Origin of the sequence: Burkholderia sp. HAN2018 (assembly GCF_024704855.1) — a bacterium.
In the GTDB taxonomy this organism is placed as follows: domain Bacteria; phylum Pseudomonadota; class Gammaproteobacteria; order Burkholderiales; family Burkholderiaceae; genus Burkholderia; species Burkholderia cepacia.
Genome location: NZ_QOBB01000002.1, coordinates 71,160 through 89,916, shown reverse-complemented (window position 1 = coordinate 89,916; position 18,757 = coordinate 71,160). Strand labels below are relative to the sequence as shown.

Here is an 18,757-nt window from a genome sequence, read left to right as displayed (position 1 = left end):
GGCCCGACGGCCGCCGTATCGGCGGGCCGGCGCATCGCACCGGCCCGCGCTTCGCTCAATGCCCGAGCGATTCGATCTTGCCTGCCGGCTGCGTCACGCCGTGCGGCCGCGCCATCTGCTTGATCAGCAGCGCGACACACGCGAGCAAGCCCGCGACGGCGATCGTCGCGAACACGCCCGCGAACGAGAAATGCCGGCGCGTCAGCTCGGCGACGAGGAACGATCCCGCAATCCCGCCGAAGCGGCCGACGCCGAGCATCCACGCGACACCCGTGCCGCGCCCCTCGGTCGGATAGAACGCGGCGGCGAGCGCCGGCATCGACGATTGCGCGGTGTTCATCAGCACGCCGGCCACGAACACGACCAGCACGAGCAGCCCGACGTTGCCGGCCGCCTGCCCGATCGCATACACGCTGACGGCCGTCAGCGCGTAGCACACGGCGATCACGCGGTTCGCGTTGAAGCGGTCCATCAGCACACCGCACAGCACGGCACCCACACCGCCGAGCGGGAACAGCGCGGAGATCAGCGTCGCGCTCTTCGGCGTCAGCCCGGCATCCTTCAGCAGGATCGGCATCCAGTTGATCGACGCGTAGAAGATCACGAGCCCCATGAAGTACGCGAGCCACAGCATCACCGAGCCGACGATGTACGAGCGCGACAGCACGACGCCGAGGCCCTTGCTGCCGGTCTGCGGCGCGGCTTCGGTCATCGCGAACGAACCGGCGTTCAGCGCTTCGCGCGAGATGCGCGCAAGCGTTGCGCGGATCTTGTCGACATGCTGGCCGCTCGCGACCATGAAGCGCACCGATTCCGGCATCTTCAGCAGCAACAGCACGCCGAGCAGCAGCGGCGTCACGCCGCCGAGGATCAGCACGCTGCGCCAGCCGAAATGCGGAATCATCCACGCGGCCAGGAAACCGCCGAACGCGGCGCCGAGCGGGAAGCCGCAGAACATCAGGTTGATCACGGTCGCGCGGCGCTTGTCCGGACAGAACTCGCCCATCATCGTGACCGCGTTCGGCATCGCCGCGCCCAGCCCGACGCCGGTGATGAAACGCAGGATCGTCAGATGCCCGATGGTCGTCGAGAATGCGGACATCAGGCATGCGACGCCGAACAGGAATACCGAGCCGAGCAGCAGCGAACGGCGGCCGAGCCGGTCGGACAGCGGGCCCGACACGAGCGCGCCGCACGCGAGGCCGAACAGCGCGGCGCTGAGTACCGGCGCGAGATCGGGCTTGGTGAGGTTCCATTCGCCGAGCAGCGACGGCGCGATGAAGCCGATCGCGGCCGTATCGAAGCCGTCGAGCAGCACGATCACGAAACACATGAGGAACACGAGCCATTGAAAGCCGCCGAACGGCTGCTCGTTGATGAAGGTCTGGACATCGACCACGGGTGCGCGATTCATCGCTAGTCTCCTGTGTCGATCCAAGCTGGCGCCTTGGCGCCTACCTGGATCCCATGCGTCGTGGTCGACCGGCGTTGGCGCGTCAGCGCTCACTCCGGTCCCATGCAACGCTAATAATGTATGAGCAATACGGCATGGCAGCCGCGCCCTTCCTTTGTTCGTCCACCAATCATCCGGTGTGCCGTGCGCCGATGCTCTGCCGGCGCGTTCATCGATTCCGTCGTCGACGGCCCGCTTGCGACAGCGGGCCACGCGATCGGTTGCGGCCGCCCTCAACCGGCCGCGCCTGACCGACCGTCTTACGCGGCCGCGTCCTGTTCCTTGAAGATCTTGTCCGCGAGATGGAACGCGGAATTCGCGGCCGGCACGCCGCAATAGATCGCGGTCTGCAGCAGCACTTCCTTGATCTCGTCGCGGGTCACGCCGTTGTTGCGCGCGGCGCGCAGATGGAGCGCAAGCTCCTCGCCGCGATTGAGCGCCACCATCATCGCGATGGTCAGCAGGCTGCGCGTATGGCGCGGCAGGCCGTCGCGCGTCCAGATCTCGCCCCATGCATAACGCGTGATCAGGTTCTGGAATTCGTCGGTCACCTCGGTACGGTTCTCGATCGAACGATTGACGTGCGCGTCGCCGAGCACCGCGCGACGCACCGTCATCCCTGCTTCGTAACGTTCCTGGTCGTTCATCGCCGGTGCCTCACGCGGTCAGGAAATCGAGCAGCGCGCGGTTGAAGCCGTCGGTGCACTCGATGTTCGAAATATGCGCGGCGTCGAATTCGACGTGCTGCGCACCCGGAATCGCGGCGGCGAGCGCGCGGCCCTGGTCGGGCGGCGTCGACATGTCCTTCGCGCCGGTCACGACGAGCACCGGCAGCGCGATGCCTTTCACCTCTTCGCGCAGGTCGGCGGCATTCAGCGCGTCGCAGTTCGCCGCATAACCGTCCTTGTCGGTATGGACGAAGGTGTCGCGGATCGCATCGAACAGGCGCGGCTCACGCTCGACGAATGCGTCGGTGAACCAGCGCGGCAGCACGGCGTCGGCGAGCGCGGCCATTCCTTCGGCGCGTGCCTTCTGCGCGCGCGGCGCCCACACTTCCGGCGAACCGATCTTTGCCGCGGTGTTCGACAGCACCGCGCGCACGATGCGCGACGGGAAGCGTGCGGCCAGCGCCGCGCCCGTCAGCCCGCCCATCGAGATCCCGCAGAAATGCGCGCGATCGATGCCGACGTGGTCGAGCAGGCCGATCACGTCGCCGGCGAGCTGCTCGATCGTGTACGAACCGGCCGGTGCGTCGGAATGGCCGTGGCCGCGCGTGTCGTAGCGCAGGATGTTGAAGTGCTGCGTGAGCGGACGGATCTGCGGTGCCCACATCTGCAGGTCGGCGCCGAGCGAGTTCGAGAAGACGAGCCACGGCGCGTCGTCGCGCGCGGCACGGTCGATCCGGTAATGCAGTTTCACGCCGTTGACAGTGGCGAAAGGCATCGAGGTTCTCCTGGTTATTGCGTGCCCGCGTGCAGCGCGAGCACGGCGTCGACGCAGGCCTGCGCCTCGCCGACGTAATGAGCGGGATCAAGCAGCCGCGCGAGCGCGTCGCGCGACAGGTGCGCCGACACGGTCGCATCGGCGGCGAGCACATCGAACAGCGTCGAGCCCGTGCGCACGGCTTCCTTCGACGCATGCTCGACGACGTGATGCGCGTCGAGCCGGCCGATCTTGTCGCCGAGCGCGAGCATCACCGCTTCGCCGAGAATCAGCCCGCGCGTCAGGTCGAGATTCGCGGCAAGGCGCTCGGTGTTCACGTCGAGGCCCGCGACGATCTGGGCGATCTGCGCAAGCGCGCCGCCGGTCAGGCGCGCGAGATCGGGCAGCGCGTCCCATTCGGCCTGCCAGCCGCCGAGCGCACGTTCATGTTCCTGGACCATGCCCGCGAACACCGTCGCGACGAGGTTCGGCGCGCGCACCGCGGCGGTAAGCACCGCCGCGCAACCGACCGGGTTGCGCTTGTGCGGCATCGTCGACGAGCCGCCCTTGCCGGCGGCGGCCGGTTCGCCGAGCTCGCCGACTTCGGTCTGCATCTGCAGCGACACGTCACGCGCGATCTTGCCGAGCGTACCCGTCAGCATCCCGAAGCAGGATGCGGCTTCCGCGATGCGGTCGCGCTGCGTGTGCCACGGCACGGCCGGTGCGGCGAGCTTCAGGTCCGCCGCCAGCGCGGCCGTGACGCCGGCCGCGTGCTCGCGCAGGCTCGCGAGCGTGCCGGCCGCGCCGCCGAACTGCAGCACGAGCGCGCGTTCGCGCAATTCGGCGAAACGCGCGCGATGGCGCAGCAGCGCGTCGAGCCATTGCGCGAATTTCAGGCCGAGCGTGATCGGCAGCGCCTGCTGCAGCCACGTGCGGCCGATCATCGGCGTCGCGCGATGCGTGCGCGCGAGCGCCGCGAGCGACGCACACGCTTCGTCGAGCATCGGCTCGAGCACGTCGAGCGTGTCGCGCAGCTGAAGGACGGTCGCGGTATCGATGATGTCCTGGCTCGTCGCCCCCCAGTGCACGAACTTCGCGGCCTCGGGGTCGTCGGCCTTCACCTGCGCGGTGAGCTGCTTCACGAGCGGAATCGCGAGATTGCCGCCGAGCGCCGCGCCGTGCGCGAGCGCGTCGGCGTCGAGCCGGCTTGCGTCGCACGCGCGCTCGATCGGCGCGACCGCGGCGGCGGGAATCACCTGCTGCGCGGCGAGCGCACGCGCGAGCGCGGCCTCGACGTCGAGCATCCGCTGGATCGTCGCGCGGGGCGACCAGATCCGGTTGAGCGGCTCGGTGCCGCAGATGAGGGAGGTCAGGCGGGCGCTGTCTTCGAGCATGGCATCAGATTGGGGAAACGGCGTGCGCCTATTGTCCACCCAAGCGTGCCGGCATGCGCGCAAGCGCACGCGCCGGCACGCCTGCGGTTCAGGCAGCCGCCTTTTGCGTCGCGTCGATCAGCGGCACGCCGGTCAGCTTCTGCAGTTCGTCGAACGACAGGTCGGTGAAGATCTCGCTCACGGCCAGCCCGCCGGCCGTCACGTCGAGCACGGCGAGATCCGTATAGATGCGGCTCACGCACTGCACACCGGTGACCGGATACGAGCACTGCGCGACGATCTTGCTCTCGCCCTGCTTCGTCAGGTGCTCCATCATCACGAACACCTGCTTCGCGCCGATCGCGAGGTCCATCGCGCCGCCGACCGCCGGAATTGCATCGGGCGCACCCGTATGCCAGTTCGCGAGGTCGCCGTTCGCCGATACCTGGAACGCGCCGAGCACGCAGTAATCGAGGTGGCCGCCGCGCATCATCGCGAACGAATCCGAATGGTGGAAATATGCGCCGCCGGTGAGCAGCGTCACGTGCTGCTTGCCGGCGTTGATCAGTTCGTCGTCTTCCTCGCCCGGCGCGGGCGCGGGGCCCATGCCGAGCAGGCCGTTCTCGCTGTGCAGGAAGATTTCCTTGCTCGGGTCGAGGTGGTTCGCCACCAGCGTCGGCACGCCGATGCCGAGGTTCACGTACGCGCCTTCGGGGATGTCCTGGGCGACGCGCTTGGCCATTTCATCGCGGGTCAGTCGTTTCATCTGAATATCTCCCTCAAGCGGCTTGCGATGCAGCATGTTCGGCAGCCAGCTCGGCCGCATGCGCGGCCTGCGGCACCTCGACGACGCGCTGGACGAAAATGCCCGGCGTCACGATGTGTTCCGGGTTCAGCGCGCCGAGCGGCACGACTTCCGACACCTGCACGATCGCGACCTTCGCGGCGCTGGCCATGATCGGCCCGAAGTTGCGCGCGGTCTTGCGATACACGAGATTGCCCCAGCGATCGCCCTTGTACGCCTTCACGAGCGCGAAATCGGCGTGGATCGGCGTCTCGAACACATACGGCTTGCCGTCGATCACGCGCGTTTCCTTGCCTTCCGCGAGCTTGGTGCCGTAACCCGTCGGCGTGAAGAAGCCGCCGATGCCTGCGCCCGCCGCGCGGATACGCTCCGCGAGGTTGCCCTGCGGCACGAGTTCCAGCTCGATCTCGCCGGCGCGGTACAGCCCGTCGAACACCTGCGAATCGCTCTGGCGCGGGAACGAGCAGATGATCTTGCGCACCTGCTTCGCCTTCAGCAGCGCCGCGAGGCCCGTCTCGCCGTTACCCGCGTTGTTGTTGACGATCGTCAGGTCGCGCGCGCCCTGTTCGATCAGCGCGTCGATCAGCTCGGACGGCATGCCTGCCGTGCCGAAGCCGCCGATCATGATTGTCGCGCCGTCGTGGATGTCGGCCACCGCCGACTGAAGCGATTCGAAAATCTTGTTGACCATGTCTCTTCCTGATACGAACCCGCGGCTCGATGCGCGGCCTGTCGAGGGGACACGCGCGTACCGCGTGTCGCGCCGGGGCCGATCTCGATCCCGGTATTTGTTCGCTAATCGAACCTAGATTCGATTAGCGAACGATGGGCCGATCATAGAGTCGCGCACAGCGCGTTGTCAAGGCGGGTTCCCTCGGGGGGCGTCGCGTCGTCGAACGGCAGCCCGACGTAGTTTTCGGCGAGCGACTGCGCGGCGGCCCGCGAGCGCGTCACGTATTTCAGCTCGGCAAACTTCAGGCGATTGACGAACGGCGAGTCTTCCGGCGACGAGTGCAGCATGTTCGTCATGAAGTACGAGAAGTGCTCGGCCCGCCACACGCGTTCGAGGCAGGTCGCCGAATATGTGTCGAGCAGCGTCGCGTCGCCGTTGCGATAGCGCGCGCCGAGCGCGCGGGACAGCGCGCGGACGTCGGCCACCGCCAGGTTCATCCCCTTCGCGCCGGTCGGCGGCACGATGTGCGCGGCGTCGCCGGCGAGAAAGAGGCGCCCGTGCTGCATCGTCTCCGACACGAAGCTGCGCATCGGCGTCACGCTTTTCTGCGTGATCCGGCCCTCGGTCGGCGTCCAGCCCGTGTCGTTCGAGAAGCGCGTGTGCAGTTCGTCCCAGATCCGCGCATCGGACCATTCGGTGAGGTCCTCGTCGGGCTTGCACTGCAGGTACAGGCGCGTGACCGTCGGCGAGCGCATCGAGAACAGCGCGAAACCGTTGTCGTGATGCGCGTAGACGAGCTCGTCGAGCGACGGCGCCGCGTCGGCGAGAATGCCGAGCCACGCGAACGGATAGACGCGCTCGAACGTGTTCAGCCGCTCGGCCGGGATCGTCTGGCGCGCGATGCCGTGGAAGCCGTCGCAGCCGGCGATGTAGTCGCAGTCGATGCGGTCTTCGCGGCCGTCCGCATGCTTGAACGTGACGAACGGGTGTTCGCCTTCGACGTCGTGCAGCGCGACGTCGCTGACTTCGAAATGCATCTGGTGGCCATGCTCGACGCCCGCCGCGATCAGGTCGCGCACGACTTCATGCTGGCTGTAGACGGTGATCGCGCGCCCGCCGGTCAATTCGGACAGGTCGATGCGATGGCGCTGCCCGGAGAACAGCAGCTCGATGCCGTGATGTTCGAGCCCCTCGCGGCGCATCCGCTCGCCGAGGCCGGCCTCGTTCAGCGTGTCGACCGTGCCCTGCTCCAGCACGCCGGCGCGGATGCGGTTCTCGCAGTATTCGCGCGAACGCGCTTCGACGAGGATGGAATCGACGCCTTGCAGGCGCAGCAGATGGGAAAGCAAAAGGCCGGACGGGCCGGCGCCGATGATGGCGACCTGGGTGCGCATTGTTCGTCTCCTGAACATTAATTCGAATCGTCGAACACATTTGAGCGCTTTCCCGACTATGCGGCAACGCGATTCAGGAGATATGTTGTATACGTTTTCAAGATACTGGCCCGGTGATGGAAGCGCTCGATCTGAACCTCATTCCCTACCTCGTCGCACTCGACGACACGCGCAACGTGAGCCGTGCCGGCGACCTGCTCGGCGTCAGCCAGCCGCGCGTGAGCACGGCGCTCGGCCGGCTGCGCGAGTACTTCGGCGATCCGCTGTTCGTGCGCACGTCGCGCGGGATGGAACCGACGCCGCGCGCGCTCGCGCTGCTGCCGGCCGCCCGCGACGCGCTCGCGCAGATCGAGCGCGGCCTCGTCGCGCCGCACGACTTCGACCCGGCCGCGAGCACGCATACGTTCTCGATCGCGCTGTCGGACGTGGGCGAGATCGTGTTCCTGCCGAAGCTGCTGCAGGCGTTCGCGACGCGCGCACCGCACGCGAACCTGCGCTCGGTCTCGCTCGCGCACGACGAAGTCGGTCGCGGCCTCGAAGCCGGGTCGATCGATCTCGCGGTCGGCTACTTCCCCGATCTCGACGGCAACAACTTCTTCCAGCAGCGGCTGTTCACGCACCGGTTCGTCTGCCTGATGCGGCGCGGCCATCCGTTCGAACAGGCGCCGCCGTTCACGGTCGAACAGTTCCTCACCTGCGGGCACGCGGTGGTGCGTGCCGAAGGGCGCAGCCAGGAGGTGCTCGAGAAATATCTCGCGAAGCAGCGCATGCAGCGCCGCGCGGTGCTCGAGACACCGCACTTCATGAGCCTGCCGTTCATCCTGAGCCGCACCGACCTGATCGCAACGGTGCCGCATGCGATCGGCTATGCGTATGCAGCCGAGCACGCGTTCATCGTGCCCGTAGAGCCGCCGCTCGCCCTGCCGCGCTTCGACCTGAAGCAGCACTGGCATCGCAAGTACCACAACGATCCGCGCACGGCGTGGCTGCGCGGCGTCGTCGCGTCGCTGTTCAACGACGAGCAGGACGAATGGCCGAAGTGAGTGCCGGGCCGCGCACGCGACCTGCGAAAGCATGAAACAATGCCCGGATTCCGCGCCGCCCCGGCGGCGGCATTCGATGGAGCAGATAGATGGCTAAAAAGAAGTCCGCGCGGCCCGAGCCGGCCGCATCCCGTCCGAGCCGCGAAGAAGCGGAAGACGCCGTTCGCGTGCTGTTGCGCTGGGCCGGCGACGATCCCGCACGCGAAGGCCTGATCGACACGCCCGCGCGCGTCGTGCGCGCCTACGAGCAGTTCTTCGCCGGTTACGCGCTGGAGCCGCGCGACATCCTCGCGCGCACGTTCAGCGAAGTCGACGGCTACGACGAAATGATCGTGCTGAAGGACATCCGCTTCGAGAGCTACTGCGAGCACCACATGGTGCCGATCATCGGCCGCGCGCACGTCGCGTATCTGCCGAACCATCGTGTGGTCGGCATCTCGAAACTCGCGCGCCTCGTCGACGCGTTCGCGAAGCGCCTGCAGATCCAGGAAAAGATGACCGTGCAGATCGCCGACACGCTGTTCGACGTGCTGCAGCCGAAGGGCGTCGGCGTGATCCTCGAAGCCGCGCACCAGTGCATCTCGACGCGCGGCGTGCACAAGCCGGGCGTCGAGATGGTGACGTCGCGCATGCTCGGCACGTTCCGCACCGATCCGTCGACGCGGCGCGAATTCCTGTCGATCGTCGCGAATCCTTCTTCAGTCAACCTGACGAATACGTAATGGAGTCGACGAAGCAAACGGCGCACGCGCCCGTCGTGCTCGTGACCGGCGCCGCGCGCCGGGCCGGGCGCGCGTTCGCCGAGTATTTCGCCGCGCACGGCTATCGCACCGCGGTGCACTACGACCGTTCGGCCGATGCAGCGCAGGCCGCGGCCCGCGCGATCGCCGAGCGCGGGCACGATTCGGTTGCGTTGCAGGCTGACCTGTCGGATGCCGAACAGATCACCGCGCTGATCGACCAGGTGTATGCGCGCTTCGGGCGCCTCGACGTGCTCGTCAACAACGCGTCGGTATTCTGGCAGGATCATTTCCCGAGCTTCGACCTCGCGGCGTTCGACCAGGCATGGGCCGTCAACTGCCGCGCGCCGATCCTGCTCACGCGCGCGTTCTACGAACGGGCCCGCGCGGCCGGTACGCAGGGTGTCGTCGTGAACGTGGTCGACCAGAAGATCAAGGAAAACTTTCACCGCGACCATTTCAGCTATACGGTCGCGAAGGCCGCGCTCGGCAACCTCACGCAGATGCTCGCGCTGTCGTCCGCGCCGGTGCTGCGCGTGAACGCGGTGTTCCCCGGGCTGATGCTGCCGAGCGACGACCAGACGCAGGCCGACTTCGAACACGCGAGCCGCGCATCGACGCCGCTCGCGCGCATCGCGGGCCCCGACGACGTCGCGAGCGCGATCCTGATGCTGACGGGCAACGCGTACAACGGCGTGGATTTCGTCGTCGATGCGGGGCAGAACCTGATCCGCGTCGACCAGGACGTGCTGTACAAGCACCGCGCGCCCGACAGCAAGCACTGACCGACGCGCGCGGCAGCAGGCAGCCGGTGCCCGCGCGCCGCGTTACGGCTTCTCGGTGCTCCCGCCTTCGCGAACCTTGCCCTGCGCGACGCTCGTGCCGGGCGGCACGCTGTGCGTGAGCCACACGTTGCCGCCAATCACCGAACCGCGCCCGATCGTCACGCGGCCGAGAATCGTCGCGCCCGCGTAGATCACCACGTCGTCCTCGACGATCGGGTGCCGCGCGTTGCCCTTGACCAGCGCACCGTCGCCATCGGCCGGGAAGCTTTTCGCGCCGAGCGTGACGGCCTGGTACACGCGCACGCGCTCGCCGATGATCGCCGTCTCGCCGATCACGACACCCGTGCCGTGGTCGATGAAGAAGCTCGGGCCGATCTGCGCACCCGGGTGGATGTCGATGCCGGTGGCCGAGTGCGCGATTTCATTGATGAATCGCGCAAGCAGCGGTACGCCAAGCTGGTGCAGCGCGTGTGCGAGCCGGTGGTGCATCATCGCCAGCACGCCGGGGTAGCACAGCAGGATCTCGGTGATGTGCTGCGCGGCCGGATCGCCCGCATAGGCGGCCTGGATATCGCTGACGAGCAGCGCGCGGACCGCCGGCAACTGCCGGCCAAATTCGCGCGCGATCTCGAACGCGCGTTCGTCGAGCTCGGCGAACGGCGTATCGGCATGTTCGGGCAGGAACGGCAGCGCGCGGCGGATCTGTTCGGACAGGATGCGCAGCGTGCTTTCGAGCGTGTGGCCGACGTAGAAATCGACGCTTTCGTCGGTCAGATCCGGTGCGCCGTAGTGCGTCGGAAACATCGAAGCGCGCAGGCCGGTCACAATCTTGCAGATCGCATCGCGTGACGGCAGTTCGCGGATGCCGCGCGGATGGCGCGTGCGATGGAGTTCCTCGCGCGACTCACGCAAGCCGGCGACGATTTCTTCCAGGCCCCACTGACGGGCGGGTGATGTCGACATATATCAATGCAGGCGGCCGCGCTCGGTCGCACGACCGCTAATAAAGTGACGGGTTCCGCAAGATTACCGCGTTTTGTGCCCGGCAGCGGCACGCCGGGGATCGGCCGGACGGCCGAGGGCACCGAATCGCGGCGGCGTCAGATCGTGATGCTGCTGGCGTCGATCCATCGCACGGCCCAGTCGCGCGCGTGCGCGATGGCGTCGCCTTCGTCGTTGAACTGGAGCTCGATCGGGAAAAAGCGGTTCGCAACGAGCTCTCCGTCGCTCGATCGGGAGATCACGACGTAGGGCTTGAATGAACCGTCGCTGGCACGCGCGGGCGCACAGTTCAACAGATAACCGCGGTGCGTGAAGGCAGTAGTCGCTTGCATGAATCCGCCACCTCTAGTCCCTTGCTTTGTTGTTCACTGCCCGTCTTTAAGGGTGCTGCAGCGCCCCGGCGCGGGCAGAGGCGGCGCGACTCAATCCCCTGTCGCCGCTTCGCAGGAAAAGAATCATACTCTGTAGAAAACGCGTCTTCTAGCTGAAATAAATCACGACAAATCAGTGCGCGTCGCGCGACCGCGGCGATCGCCCGCGCGCCTTTTCCCGTCATGTCCGGAACGGGATTTGCTTCGATCCGGAACGCTTCGCCGCGAGGAGAGCCGCGATGGAATCATCCGGTCAAACCGAGCGCTTGCGCCCACGCAGCATCGAGCTCGACAACGACGACACGCACGACAGCACGGTCGACACCGACGGCAAGAACCGCGAGGCGTCGCGTCTCGCCGGCGGCGGGCCGATCTCGCCCGACCAGATCACGCGCAGCAACGCGTCGCTCGTCAATGCGATGCCGGAAGCCGGCGACGGCTTCGCCGGGTTCGACAGCCGCCCCGGCGGCAACCATCCGGCGTTCGCGCTGCGTGCCGGATACATGGTGATCGAGAAAGGCTTCGACGCACCGCCGGCGATGAGCGATGCGCCGTTCGGCCCCGTCCACCGGATGTACGGCAGCACGTACTGGCCCGGCCACCAGCGGCGGCCGGAGCGCGTATTCGAGCTGACGGCCGTCCCGAGATAGCCGGCGCGGCGTTTGAATCGATCGTTCGTTTGCCAACCGGTATCGGCCGACAGCCGATGGCCGAGGATCGGCGCACGCGACGGTGCGCCGACCATGGACCGGCAACCGCGCGATGCAGGAACGAACGATTCCGCGCGACGGCGCCGGCGGTCTCATGCACGCCGTGAATCGCGCCGATGCAGATGCGTTGATCGAGGTCATGTCGAAACGGCGCGATTGCGATTGAATGGCGATGCGGGCGATGCATCCGCGTGACCGTCGCGCGGTGTCGCTTTGATCGGCGCGCGTGGCGATGCACATGCATGCGCATGTGCCGCGCGCGACAACGCTGCCCGCGCATACGTTTCCACCGACGATGCGGACGACGGCGGCGGCCACGCCGCACGACACGTCCCGCACGTCACTGCATGCACCCTGTGCATGGCGTGCGCCGCAAAATCGGAGGCGGCACCGCCGCGCGGCACGACCGGCACCTCGCTGCAAAGTCCCGGCCATTGGTTTACCCTGCCTCGCAGCATCTCGCATCGCCCCGCCCGATCGGCCATCCGGCCGACTTCGTTTCAACCCGCCACTCGGAGACACTATGTACAAGCGTATTCTGGTTGCCGTCGACGGCAGCGACACGTCCCGCCATGCGTTCGATGCCGCGCTGGCGCTCGCGAAATCGCACGGCGCCGAGCTGCAACCGTTCTACGTCGTCGAGAACGCCGCGATCTACTACAACGTCCCCGGCTACGATCCGTCCGTGCTGCGCGACCAGCTCGTCGCGCAGGGCGACGCGCTCGCGAAGGATTTCGCGACGCTGATGCAGGCAGCGGGCGTGAAGGGCGAGACGCGTCGGAGCGAAGCGACGTCGCTCAACGACGTATCGTCGCTGATCCTGGACGGCGCGAAAGCGTTCGGCGCCGATCTGCTGGTGCTCGGCACGCACGGCCGCCGCGGGTTCCGCCGTCTCGTGCTCGGCAGCATCGCCGAGCAATGCGTGCGCCACGCGACGCTGCCCGTGCTGCTGATCCCGGCGGCCGCCAACGTCGACGAGACGGCCGCGTGAACGGCGTTCGGCATACGCGGCCGGTCGCGACGTTTTGTCACCCGACAGCGGCAAGTTGCGGTGGGACAATGATTCCGTCGATTCAACGCCGGAGTAAACGATCATGCTGACGCCCGTCGCCACACGTCCCGCCGCCACGCCTCATGCCGGTAGCTGGGCGCCTCGCCAGGCCGCACACTGCTCGACGTGCGCGATGCGGCACCTGTGCATGCCGCAGGGGCTGGCGCCCGAAGCGCTCAGTCGCCTCGAATCGGTCATCTGCGCGGCGCGTCCCGTCAAGCGCGGCGAAGCGTTGTTCCGCGAAGGCGACGCGTTCGACAACCTGTACGCGGTGCGCTCGGGTTCGCTGAAAACCGTCGCGACGCGCCACGACGGCCGCGAGCAGGTCACCGGCCTGCATCTCGCCGGCGAAGCGCTCGGCCTCGACGGCATCTGCGACGACACGCATCCGCGCACCGCGGTCGCGCTGGAAGACAGCTCCGTCTGCGTGATTCCGTACAGCGCGCTCAAGGCATTGTGCTCGGAAGCCGGTTCGATGCAGTTGCGCATGCACAAGCTGATGAGCGAACAGATCGTGCGCGAAACGTCGCAAACGATGCTGCTCGGTTCGCTGAACGCCGAAGAGCGCGTCGCCGCGTTCCTGCTCGACGTATCGTCGCGTTACCTGAAGCGCGGCTACTCGCCGTCGGAATTCAACCTGCGGATGACGCGCGAAGACATCGGCAGCTACCTCGGCATGACGCTCGAAACGGTCAGCCGCACGCTGTCGAAATTCCAGAAGCGCGGCCTGATCGAAATGCAGGGCCGCCACGTCCAGATCGTCGATTTCGACGGCCTGCACCACGTCTGACGTGCTCCCGCACGGCGCGCATCTCGCGCGCCGCGCCGCCCGCGTCACGCGATCGGTCAATCGAGGAACAGCGCGGCGCGCGCCTTCAGCGCCGCGCTGAAATCGTCGAGCCAGCCGATCGACAAACGCCAGCTCTGCCAGTAAAGGTCGATATCGATCGTTCGCCCGCGCGACATGTCGACCAGTTCACCCGCCGCCAGCTGGCGATCGACCATCCGGTCCGGACACATCCCCCATCCCAATCCCGTCTCGCATGCGCGCAGATAGCCCGCGACGTGCGGTATCCAGTGCTGCGGCGGATCGAGATCCGCGCGCGTCACGCGCCGGATGAAACGCGCCTGCAGCCCGTCCTTCGGATTGAACATCACACACGGCGCGCGACGCAGCGCATCGCGGGTAATGCCCGCGCCGAAGTAGCGTTCGTAAAACGCCGGCGAGCATACCGCGCGATAGCGGATCCGCCCGAGCCGCTCCGATCGGCACCCCTGGATCGGTTCAGCCTGTGCGGTCACGGCGCCCTGCACGCTGCCGTCGCGAATACGCGAAGCCGTGTAATCCTGATCGTCGATCACGAGATCGAGCAACGTTTCGCGCTCCGTGCAGAACGGCCCGACCGCGTCGATGAACCACGTCGCGACGCTGTCGTCGTTGACGGCCACGCGCAACGTCGGCCATGCGCTCGCGATCTGACCCGGCAGTGCCGGCATCCGCCCGCCCAGCTCGGCCTCGAGCAGCTGCACGCGCTCGGTGTGACGGCACAGCAGCGCACCCGACGTCGTCGCGACGCACGGCTGCCCGCGCTTGACGAGCACGCTGCCGACCCGCTCCTCCAGCAATTTCACGCGCTGCGACACGGCCGACGGCGTGACATTCAGCTCCTTGGCCGCACGCTCGAACGAACCGTGCCGGATCACCGCCGCGAGGGCATCGAGCAACGCGTAGTCGAGCATTAGATTTCCTTAATCTGCATTAGGTGATTTAGCTTCTCTTATTTTCATGCTGACCGCAGACTAGCGCTACCCGATTCATCCGTCTACTGCTTCTCCTGCTGTCATCCATCATGAACTGGCTCGCTTTTTCCCACGGCGCCGCGCTCTGCGGGTCGCTCATCGTCACCATCGGCGCGCAGAACGCATTCGTGCTGCGGCAGGGCATCATGCGCTCTCATGTCGGCAAGATCGTGCTGCTGTGCGCACTGTCCGACATGATCCTGATCGGCGCGGGCGTCGGCGGCGCATCGGCGCTCGTCGAACGCTATCCGACCTTCGTCCATGCGGTGCTGTATGTGGGCCTCGCCTATCTCGCGTGGTTCGGCATCAACGCGCTGCGCCGCGCGTTCAAGCCGGGCCATGAAACGCTCGACGTGCGCGGCGATGCGGTCGCCCCGCCGCCGCAGAGCGGGCTCGCGATCGTGCTGATGACGCTCGCGTTCACGTGGCTCAACCCGCACGTGTATCTCGACACGTTCCTGCTGATCGGCACGGCCGGCGCGCGTGAACCGGAAGGCGCGCGGCTCGCGTTCGCGATCGGCGCGATGTCGGTCAGCGTCGTGTGGTTCCTCGGGCTCGGCTACGGGGCACGATTGCTCGCGCCGTGGTTCCGCAAGGCCGTTGCGTGGCGCGTGCTGGACGGCGCGATCGGCAGCATGGTGCTGTTTCTCGCGGCCGTGCAGTTACGGTAGGGAGGAGAGCGTCGCGGCAGATGCGGTCTGCCGCGACGTGAGGTCAGCCGGTCGCGATCGGCGTCAGGCCGTCGATGTCGTGTCGGGCAGCGTGCCGCCGATGGGCTGGTTGCTGGCCAGTTGGGGTTCGTCGGCGGCCATCGGATCCTGCTGCTTGGCCGGATCGGCCTTGGCGAGTTGCGTGGCGGCCTGCTCGGCCTTGTCGCCCTCGTAGCGCCAGTACAGGAACTTCTTGCCGCGCTTGCCCATGAAGTACTGGCGGTTGACCGTCCAGCGGCTCAATTCCGCAGCGCCGACGTAGCCGTCTTCCATCTGCTTCTTGAAACCTGCAATCGAATCGTGCACATAGTGGTCGAAGAACTTGTCGAACGTCGCGCGCGTCGCTGGATCGAGGCTACCCAGCCAGTTGCCGGCAACCCGGACGGCCGCGTCGATGGCTTTTTCCTGTTCCGAAACAGAGACAGTCAGGTATCCGCCGTTTGCATGACGCAAGCGATCCGTATCTTCATTCCACTCGCGATCGGTAATGACCATATGATCGTCCACGCCACCGGGTGGCTTCAGACGGCCGTCCTTCAGGCGTCGGCTTCTGCTGGCGCGCCACTGATAATAGCGGTTCATGTGCCAAATGACCTGCGCCTCGAGCCTGTCGCTGTTCGGCGCCACGCCCGCACTTTTGCCGCCCCCCTGACCCATGTAGACATTCCATGCGGCCTCCAGCTCCTTGGAAATCTCGAACTGTTGCCCAGCGTCCGCAAGCAGTTCCTTTGGTGAACGAAACGGGACGCCGGCCTTCCATGCTTCGATATAGAGATTGTTCAGCGCAACGTTGGCCAACTCGTTGGTTCGACCTTCCTGGTAGTTGTGCTCGTAACCACCGCCCACGTCCGAGTGCATGCCAGGGTAGTACACCTCGCGGCAGTTCGCGGGAATCTTCTGGTCTTCCCGCACCGAGTCACCGGGGAATTTTTCCCGCACCTCCTGCGACGCCACATAGTGAACACATTGCCGCACGTAGCCCGGAATGCGAATATCGTTCGCCCATTCCGCGTGACCGCCTTTGTCGATGTAGTAGAGGTAACCGCCGGCGAGCGGTCCGAAAAAAATGGTAGCGATGGCCGGTCCCGCAGCCTCGACACGGCTGCCGCCGAAGCCCGTTGACGAAACCGTATCAAGAATTCCAAGGAAATAAACGACCACTTCGGGGCGATGCCCCTTCATGTTCTTCTTGTTCCACCAGAGCCTCCCGCCGATATTCTCGGCGAGTTGCTCGGTCAGCATGCGAACGAAGGCACGCGCTTCCGTCGCGCCCCGCGAGAAACCGAATACGGCCAGGTTGATCTGGCTCACAGCGGGCATGTGACCGGTGACATGCCTGTCGAGTTCGTTGAGCATCCATCGGATGCGCAACTCGCCTTTTCTCGCGGCAGCCATACCGAGTGCGTTGTCGAGACCTTTTCCGGTATCTCCTACTTTGTCGCACGGCGTGCCGACACCTTCGACATAGCGTGCAACAGTCCGGGGGAACGCGTTGTCTTCAGCATGCGCAAACCGCCAGAGCTTCGCGATATTGCTGTACTTGGTCAGCTTGACATCCTTCAAACCACGGCCGTCCAGGTCGAAGTTGTTGCCCGTTCCGTCGAAGAATGCCGTGAACCACACGGGCTTCGGGCACTCCTTGCATTGCTCGATCAGCAGCGGATCAAGAATTTCTCGCTGGGCACTGCGGATGGCGTCCTCGGCGGGGGTGAGATCCGAGATGCGTCTGACAATGGGGGGATTGCTCACGGCAGTTTCGCTCCTGTTTCGGCAATGTGCCCAGCGTCAGTTCCATTGGGCCGGCTTCTTGCGCCCATAGAACGGATTGGGAATTTCCTTCAGGCAGGCACGACCGGTCAGCTTGCGCTGCTCGTCGCGCATTGAAAGCGCCACCTTCGGGACTGGGCCATCGACGTGGAAGTCCATATCACCTTCCACACGGCCATCGGGGAAGAAGTGCAACACGATACCGCCGCTCTTGCCCTTCACGGGCGGGCGCGTGATCGTGATCTCGCCTTCACACCATGCCATCCCGGGTCGGGTTTCTCGATGCGTATACTCGTCGTAATCGGGGGACGAGGCTTCCAATGCGCGCTTGTCGACCACGCGCTCCCACCACACTTTGAACTTGCGAGGCGTGGTCCATCGCAAATCCCATGCGAGGCTCGGTCTTTGCCCGCCGCCGCCTGTCCAGCGTGTCGCGCTCCGCGGCGTCGCGCTCTTCCCATCGGCGCTCGCCGCATCGTCGAGGCTGTTCTTGTCCGGCGGCAGGAGGTAAACGCCGTAGATATCGTAATCCGTATAGTTGAAAGACCCCGCCGTTATGACGTCGTAATTCGGGTCATTCCACTTGCTCGCGTCGCCGGGGGCCAGGCTTTCCTTTTCAGCATCGCCCGTGGTTTTGCTGCACGCAGCCGTGGAAAAGACCATCACGGACAGCAAGCTGATCCAGCAGCGGTTCATATTGAACTTCCTTCTCTTCCAGTCGATTTCATTCGAGTCGCGTCGCGCACGCGCCATCACGCGGCCGCTTCCTGCATTCGCCGCCAGTCTTCCGCCGGCACCAGCGCCAGCGCCTCCGGAAACGCCTGCCCCTGCGCCACCGCGTCGAACACGGCGGCCATCGCCGGATCCTCGTCGAAGCGCGCGCCGTACCGCAACGCCAGTTCGCAATAGATCAGCAGCGACGCCGCGCTGTCGGCGCCGTGCGCGCGGCAGCGCGCCAGTTGATCGCGCACGAAGCCGTAGTGCTGTGCGGCCGGCAACGACGCGAGCAGCGCGGGCTTTTCGGTACGCAGCCGCTCGAGCATCGTGTACGGATAGCAGGCGGCGAGCAGATCGTCTTCCTGAGCCTGGGTCAACTGCAGCGGAAACTCGGCGGCCTGCCTGACGTTGGCGGGCGCGGCGATGTCCGCCGTCCGGAGCTGCAGCGAGGTATCGCGGTGAATCCAGTGCCGCACGCCCTGCGCCAGATACGCGCGATGCGCGGCGGGCAGCATGTCGAGCCAGAACGGCAGCACGCGCGGATCGAAGAAGCGCATCAGCATCACGCTCTCCATCTGCTCGAGCTGGACGTCCACCATCGGCGCCAGATGCGCGGCCAGTCGCTCGAGCGACAGCGGCGACACGAGCACGCTCGCTGCCGGCCACGGAATGCTGCGCGGCTCGATCGCGTCCGCGGCATCGGCACCGTCGGCGCCGGGCTGCCATTCGAACAGCAGCGGCCCGACGATTCTCGCCTCGTCGTCGGCGGCGTCGTCGAGCAGCGAGGCCGCGACGAACGCGGGCCACGACGCCTTGTCATCGTCCGGCAAGGTATCGAGCAATGCGCCGTCGATCAGGACGTAAGCGCGCAGCCCGTCCTGCGACGACAGCGCCGCCTGCAACGCGTCGGCCGCCTGCGCGGCAATCAGGTCATTCGTCAT

Annotated in this window: 20 protein-coding genes; 7 read left to right on the top strand and 13 right to left on the bottom strand. The window is 66.3% G+C overall.

Annotated elements, in window-relative coordinates; all coding sequences use genetic code 11:
- Positions 1–55: 55 nt before the first annotated feature.
- The 7 genes from DPV74_RS00975 to pobA form a co-directional block, all read right to left on the bottom strand.
- On the bottom strand, positions 56–1,414 hold the full coding sequence (locus DPV74_RS00975; RefSeq protein WP_060083163.1) for an MFS transporter: 1,359 nt from the start codon (positions 1,412–1,414) through the stop codon (positions 56–58).
- Between the two features lie 299 nt (positions 1,415–1,713).
- Positions 1,714–2,100 carry a 4-carboxymuconolactone decarboxylase gene (gene pcaC / locus DPV74_RS00970; protein ID WP_119336343.1) on the bottom strand — a complete coding sequence of 129 codons (387 nt, stop codon included), beginning with the start codon at positions 2,098–2,100 and terminating at the stop codon, positions 1,714–1,716.
- A 10-nt stretch (positions 2,101–2,110) separates the two neighbouring features.
- Positions 2,111–2,896 carry a 3-oxoadipate enol-lactonase gene (pcaD, locus tag DPV74_RS00965; protein ID WP_027790095.1) on the bottom strand — a complete coding sequence of 262 codons (786 nt, stop codon included), beginning with the start codon at positions 2,894–2,896 and terminating at the stop codon, positions 2,111–2,113.
- Positions 2,897–2,910: 14 nt separating this feature from the next.
- Complete coding sequence (locus DPV74_RS00960) at positions 2,911–4,269, bottom strand: 3-carboxy-cis,cis-muconate cycloisomerase (protein ID WP_059699223.1); 1,359 nt, start codon at positions 4,267–4,269, stop codon at positions 2,911–2,913.
- Positions 4,270–4,357: 88 nt separating this feature from the next.
- Positions 4,358–5,014, bottom strand: coding sequence for a CoA transferase subunit B (locus tag DPV74_RS00955; protein ID WP_119336357.1), 657 nt, complete (start codon positions 5,012–5,014; stop codon positions 4,358–4,360).
- Between the two features lie 13 nt (positions 5,015–5,027).
- Entirely contained in the window at positions 5,028–5,744 is a 717-nt protein-coding gene (locus tag DPV74_RS00950; RefSeq protein WP_021157587.1) for a 3-oxoacid CoA-transferase subunit A, read from the bottom strand.
- Positions 5,745–5,887: 143 nt separating this feature from the next.
- Positions 5,888–7,120, bottom strand: coding sequence for a 4-hydroxybenzoate 3-monooxygenase (gene pobA, locus DPV74_RS00945; protein WP_119336342.1), 1,233 nt, complete (start codon positions 7,118–7,120; stop codon positions 5,888–5,890).
- A gap of 116 nt (positions 7,121–7,236) precedes the next feature.
- On the opposite strand from pobA, the gene DPV74_RS00940 reads away from it, so the two are divergent.
- The 3 genes from DPV74_RS00940 to DPV74_RS00930 all read left to right on the top strand — a co-directional run bounded on the left by DPV74_RS00940 (position 7,237) and on the right by DPV74_RS00930 (position 9,688).
- Positions 7,237–8,163: a LysR family transcriptional regulator gene (locus tag DPV74_RS00940; protein WP_034189749.1), complete on the top strand. Its 927-nt coding sequence runs from the start codon at positions 7,237–7,239 to the stop codon at positions 8,161–8,163.
- A gap of 89 nt (positions 8,164–8,252) precedes the next feature.
- A complete protein-coding gene (gene folE / locus DPV74_RS00935) occupies positions 8,253–8,885 on the top strand; it encodes a GTP cyclohydrolase I FolE (protein WP_021157584.1) in 633 nt (210 codons plus the stop codon).
- Positions 8,885–9,688 (top strand): SDR family oxidoreductase, encoded by an 804-nt coding sequence (locus DPV74_RS00930; protein ID WP_060083160.1) that lies wholly within the window; start codon positions 8,885–8,887, stop codon positions 9,686–9,688. Before folE ends, DPV74_RS00930 begins: the two co-directional genes overlap by 1 nt.
- Positions 9,689–9,730: 42 nt before the next feature.
- On the opposite strand, the gene epsC is transcribed toward DPV74_RS00930, so the two are convergent.
- A complete protein-coding gene (gene epsC, locus DPV74_RS00925) occupies positions 9,731–10,651 on the bottom strand; it encodes a serine O-acetyltransferase EpsC (protein ID WP_021157582.1) in 921 nt (306 codons plus the stop codon).
- A gap of 137 nt (positions 10,652–10,788) precedes the next feature.
- A complete protein-coding gene (locus DPV74_RS00920) occupies positions 10,789–11,022 on the bottom strand; it encodes a hypothetical protein (RefSeq protein ID WP_011356723.1) in 234 nt (77 codons plus the stop codon).
- Between the two features lie 278 nt (positions 11,023–11,300).
- Between DPV74_RS00920 and DPV74_RS00915 the strand changes: the two genes are divergently transcribed.
- The 3 genes from DPV74_RS00915 (at position 11,301) to fnr (ending at position 13,612) form a co-directional block, all read left to right on the top strand.
- A complete protein-coding gene (locus tag DPV74_RS00915) occupies positions 11,301–11,711 on the top strand; it encodes a DUF3005 domain-containing protein (RefSeq protein ID WP_059684808.1) in 411 nt (136 codons plus the stop codon).
- A gap of 583 nt (positions 11,712–12,294) precedes the next feature.
- Complete coding sequence (locus tag DPV74_RS00910; RefSeq protein ID WP_060193157.1) at positions 12,295–12,762, top strand: universal stress protein; 468 nt, start codon at positions 12,295–12,297, stop codon at positions 12,760–12,762.
- Between the two features lie 103 nt (positions 12,763–12,865).
- Complete coding sequence (fnr, locus tag DPV74_RS00905; protein WP_059523493.1) at positions 12,866–13,612, top strand: fumarate/nitrate reduction transcriptional regulator Fnr; 747 nt, start codon at positions 12,866–12,868, stop codon at positions 13,610–13,612.
- Positions 13,613–13,668: 56 nt separating this feature from the next.
- Here fnr and DPV74_RS00900 read toward each other — a convergent pair whose 3' ends face one another.
- Positions 13,669–14,562 (bottom strand): LysR family transcriptional regulator ArgP, encoded by an 894-nt coding sequence (locus DPV74_RS00900; RefSeq protein WP_039344521.1) that lies wholly within the window; start codon positions 14,560–14,562, stop codon positions 13,669–13,671.
- A 110-nt stretch (positions 14,563–14,672) separates the two neighbouring features.
- On the opposite strand from DPV74_RS00900, the gene DPV74_RS00895 reads away from it, so the two are divergent.
- Positions 14,673–15,293 carry a LysE/ArgO family amino acid transporter gene (locus tag DPV74_RS00895; protein WP_021157577.1) on the top strand — a complete coding sequence of 207 codons (621 nt, stop codon included), beginning with the start codon at positions 14,673–14,675 and terminating at the stop codon, positions 15,291–15,293.
- 63 nt (positions 15,294–15,356) lie between these two features.
- On the opposite strand, the gene DPV74_RS00890 is transcribed toward DPV74_RS00895, so the two are convergent.
- From DPV74_RS00890 to DPV74_RS00880, 3 genes are read right to left on the bottom strand one after another with little or no spacing between them, the layout of a single operon-like run.
- On the bottom strand, positions 15,357–17,081 hold the full coding sequence (locus tag DPV74_RS00890) for a DUF2235 domain-containing protein (RefSeq protein WP_060357192.1): 1,725 nt from the start codon (positions 17,079–17,081) through the stop codon (positions 15,357–15,359).
- A gap of 36 nt (positions 17,082–17,117) precedes the next feature.
- Positions 17,118–17,852, bottom strand: a complete 735-nt coding sequence (locus tag DPV74_RS00885) for a DUF3304 domain-containing protein (RefSeq protein ID WP_226150976.1) — start codon at positions 17,850–17,852, stop codon at positions 17,118–17,120.
- On the bottom strand, positions 17,852–18,757 hold the full coding sequence (locus DPV74_RS00880) for a DUF4123 domain-containing protein (RefSeq protein WP_059699212.1): 906 nt from the start codon (positions 18,755–18,757) through the stop codon (positions 17,852–17,854). The genes DPV74_RS00885 and DPV74_RS00880 overlap by 1 nt, the downstream gene beginning before the upstream one ends.

Coding starts and splice junctions, on each gene's coding strand:
- DPV74_RS00975 (WP_060083163.1), bottom strand. CDS start 1,414: ATGAATCGCGCACCCGTGGTCGATGTCCAGACCTTCATCAACGAGCAG.
- pcaC (WP_119336343.1), bottom strand. CDS start 2,100: ATGAACGACCAGGAACGTTACGAAGCAGGGATGACGGTGCGTCGCGCG.
- pcaD (WP_027790095.1), bottom strand. CDS start 2,896: ATGCCTTTCGCCACTGTCAACGGCGTGAAACTGCATTACCGGATCGAC.
- DPV74_RS00960 (WP_059699223.1), bottom strand. CDS start 4,269: ATGCTCGAAGACAGCGCCCGCCTGACCTCCCTCATCTGCGGCACCGAG.
- DPV74_RS00955 (WP_119336357.1), bottom strand. CDS start 5,014: ATGAAACGACTGACCCGCGATGAAATGGCCAAGCGCGTCGCCCAGGAC.
- DPV74_RS00950 (WP_021157587.1), bottom strand. CDS start 5,744: ATGGTCAACAAGATTTTCGAATCGCTTCAGTCGGCGGTGGCCGACATC.
- pobA (WP_119336342.1), bottom strand. CDS start 7,120: ATGCGCACCCAGGTCGCCATCATCGGCGCCGGCCCGTCCGGCCTTTTG.
- DPV74_RS00940 (WP_034189749.1), top strand. CDS start 7,237: ATGGAAGCGCTCGATCTGAACCTCATTCCCTACCTCGTCGCACTCGAC.
- folE (WP_021157584.1), top strand. CDS start 8,253: ATGGCTAAAAAGAAGTCCGCGCGGCCCGAGCCGGCCGCATCCCGTCCG.
- DPV74_RS00930 (WP_060083160.1), top strand. CDS start 8,885: ATGGAGTCGACGAAGCAAACGGCGCACGCGCCCGTCGTGCTCGTGACC.
- epsC (WP_021157582.1), bottom strand. CDS start 10,651: ATGTCGACATCACCCGCCCGTCAGTGGGGCCTGGAAGAAATCGTCGCC.
- DPV74_RS00920 (WP_011356723.1), bottom strand. CDS start 11,022: ATGCAAGCGACTACTGCCTTCACGCACCGCGGTTATCTGTTGAACTGT.
- DPV74_RS00915 (WP_059684808.1), top strand. CDS start 11,301: ATGGAATCATCCGGTCAAACCGAGCGCTTGCGCCCACGCAGCATCGAG.
- DPV74_RS00910 (WP_060193157.1), top strand. CDS start 12,295: ATGTACAAGCGTATTCTGGTTGCCGTCGACGGCAGCGACACGTCCCGC.
- fnr (WP_059523493.1), top strand. CDS start 12,866: ATGCTGACGCCCGTCGCCACACGTCCCGCCGCCACGCCTCATGCCGGT.
- DPV74_RS00900 (WP_039344521.1), bottom strand. CDS start 14,562: ATGCTCGACTACGCGTTGCTCGATGCCCTCGCGGCGGTGATCCGGCAC.
- DPV74_RS00895 (WP_021157577.1), top strand. CDS start 14,673: ATGAACTGGCTCGCTTTTTCCCACGGCGCCGCGCTCTGCGGGTCGCTC.
- DPV74_RS00885 (WP_226150976.1), bottom strand. CDS start 17,852: ATGGCGCGTGCGCGACGCGACTCGAATGAAATCGACTGGAAGAGAAGG.
- DPV74_RS00880 (WP_059699212.1), bottom strand. CDS start 18,757: ATGACGAATGACCTGATTGCCGCGCAGGCGGCCGACGCGTTGCAGGCG.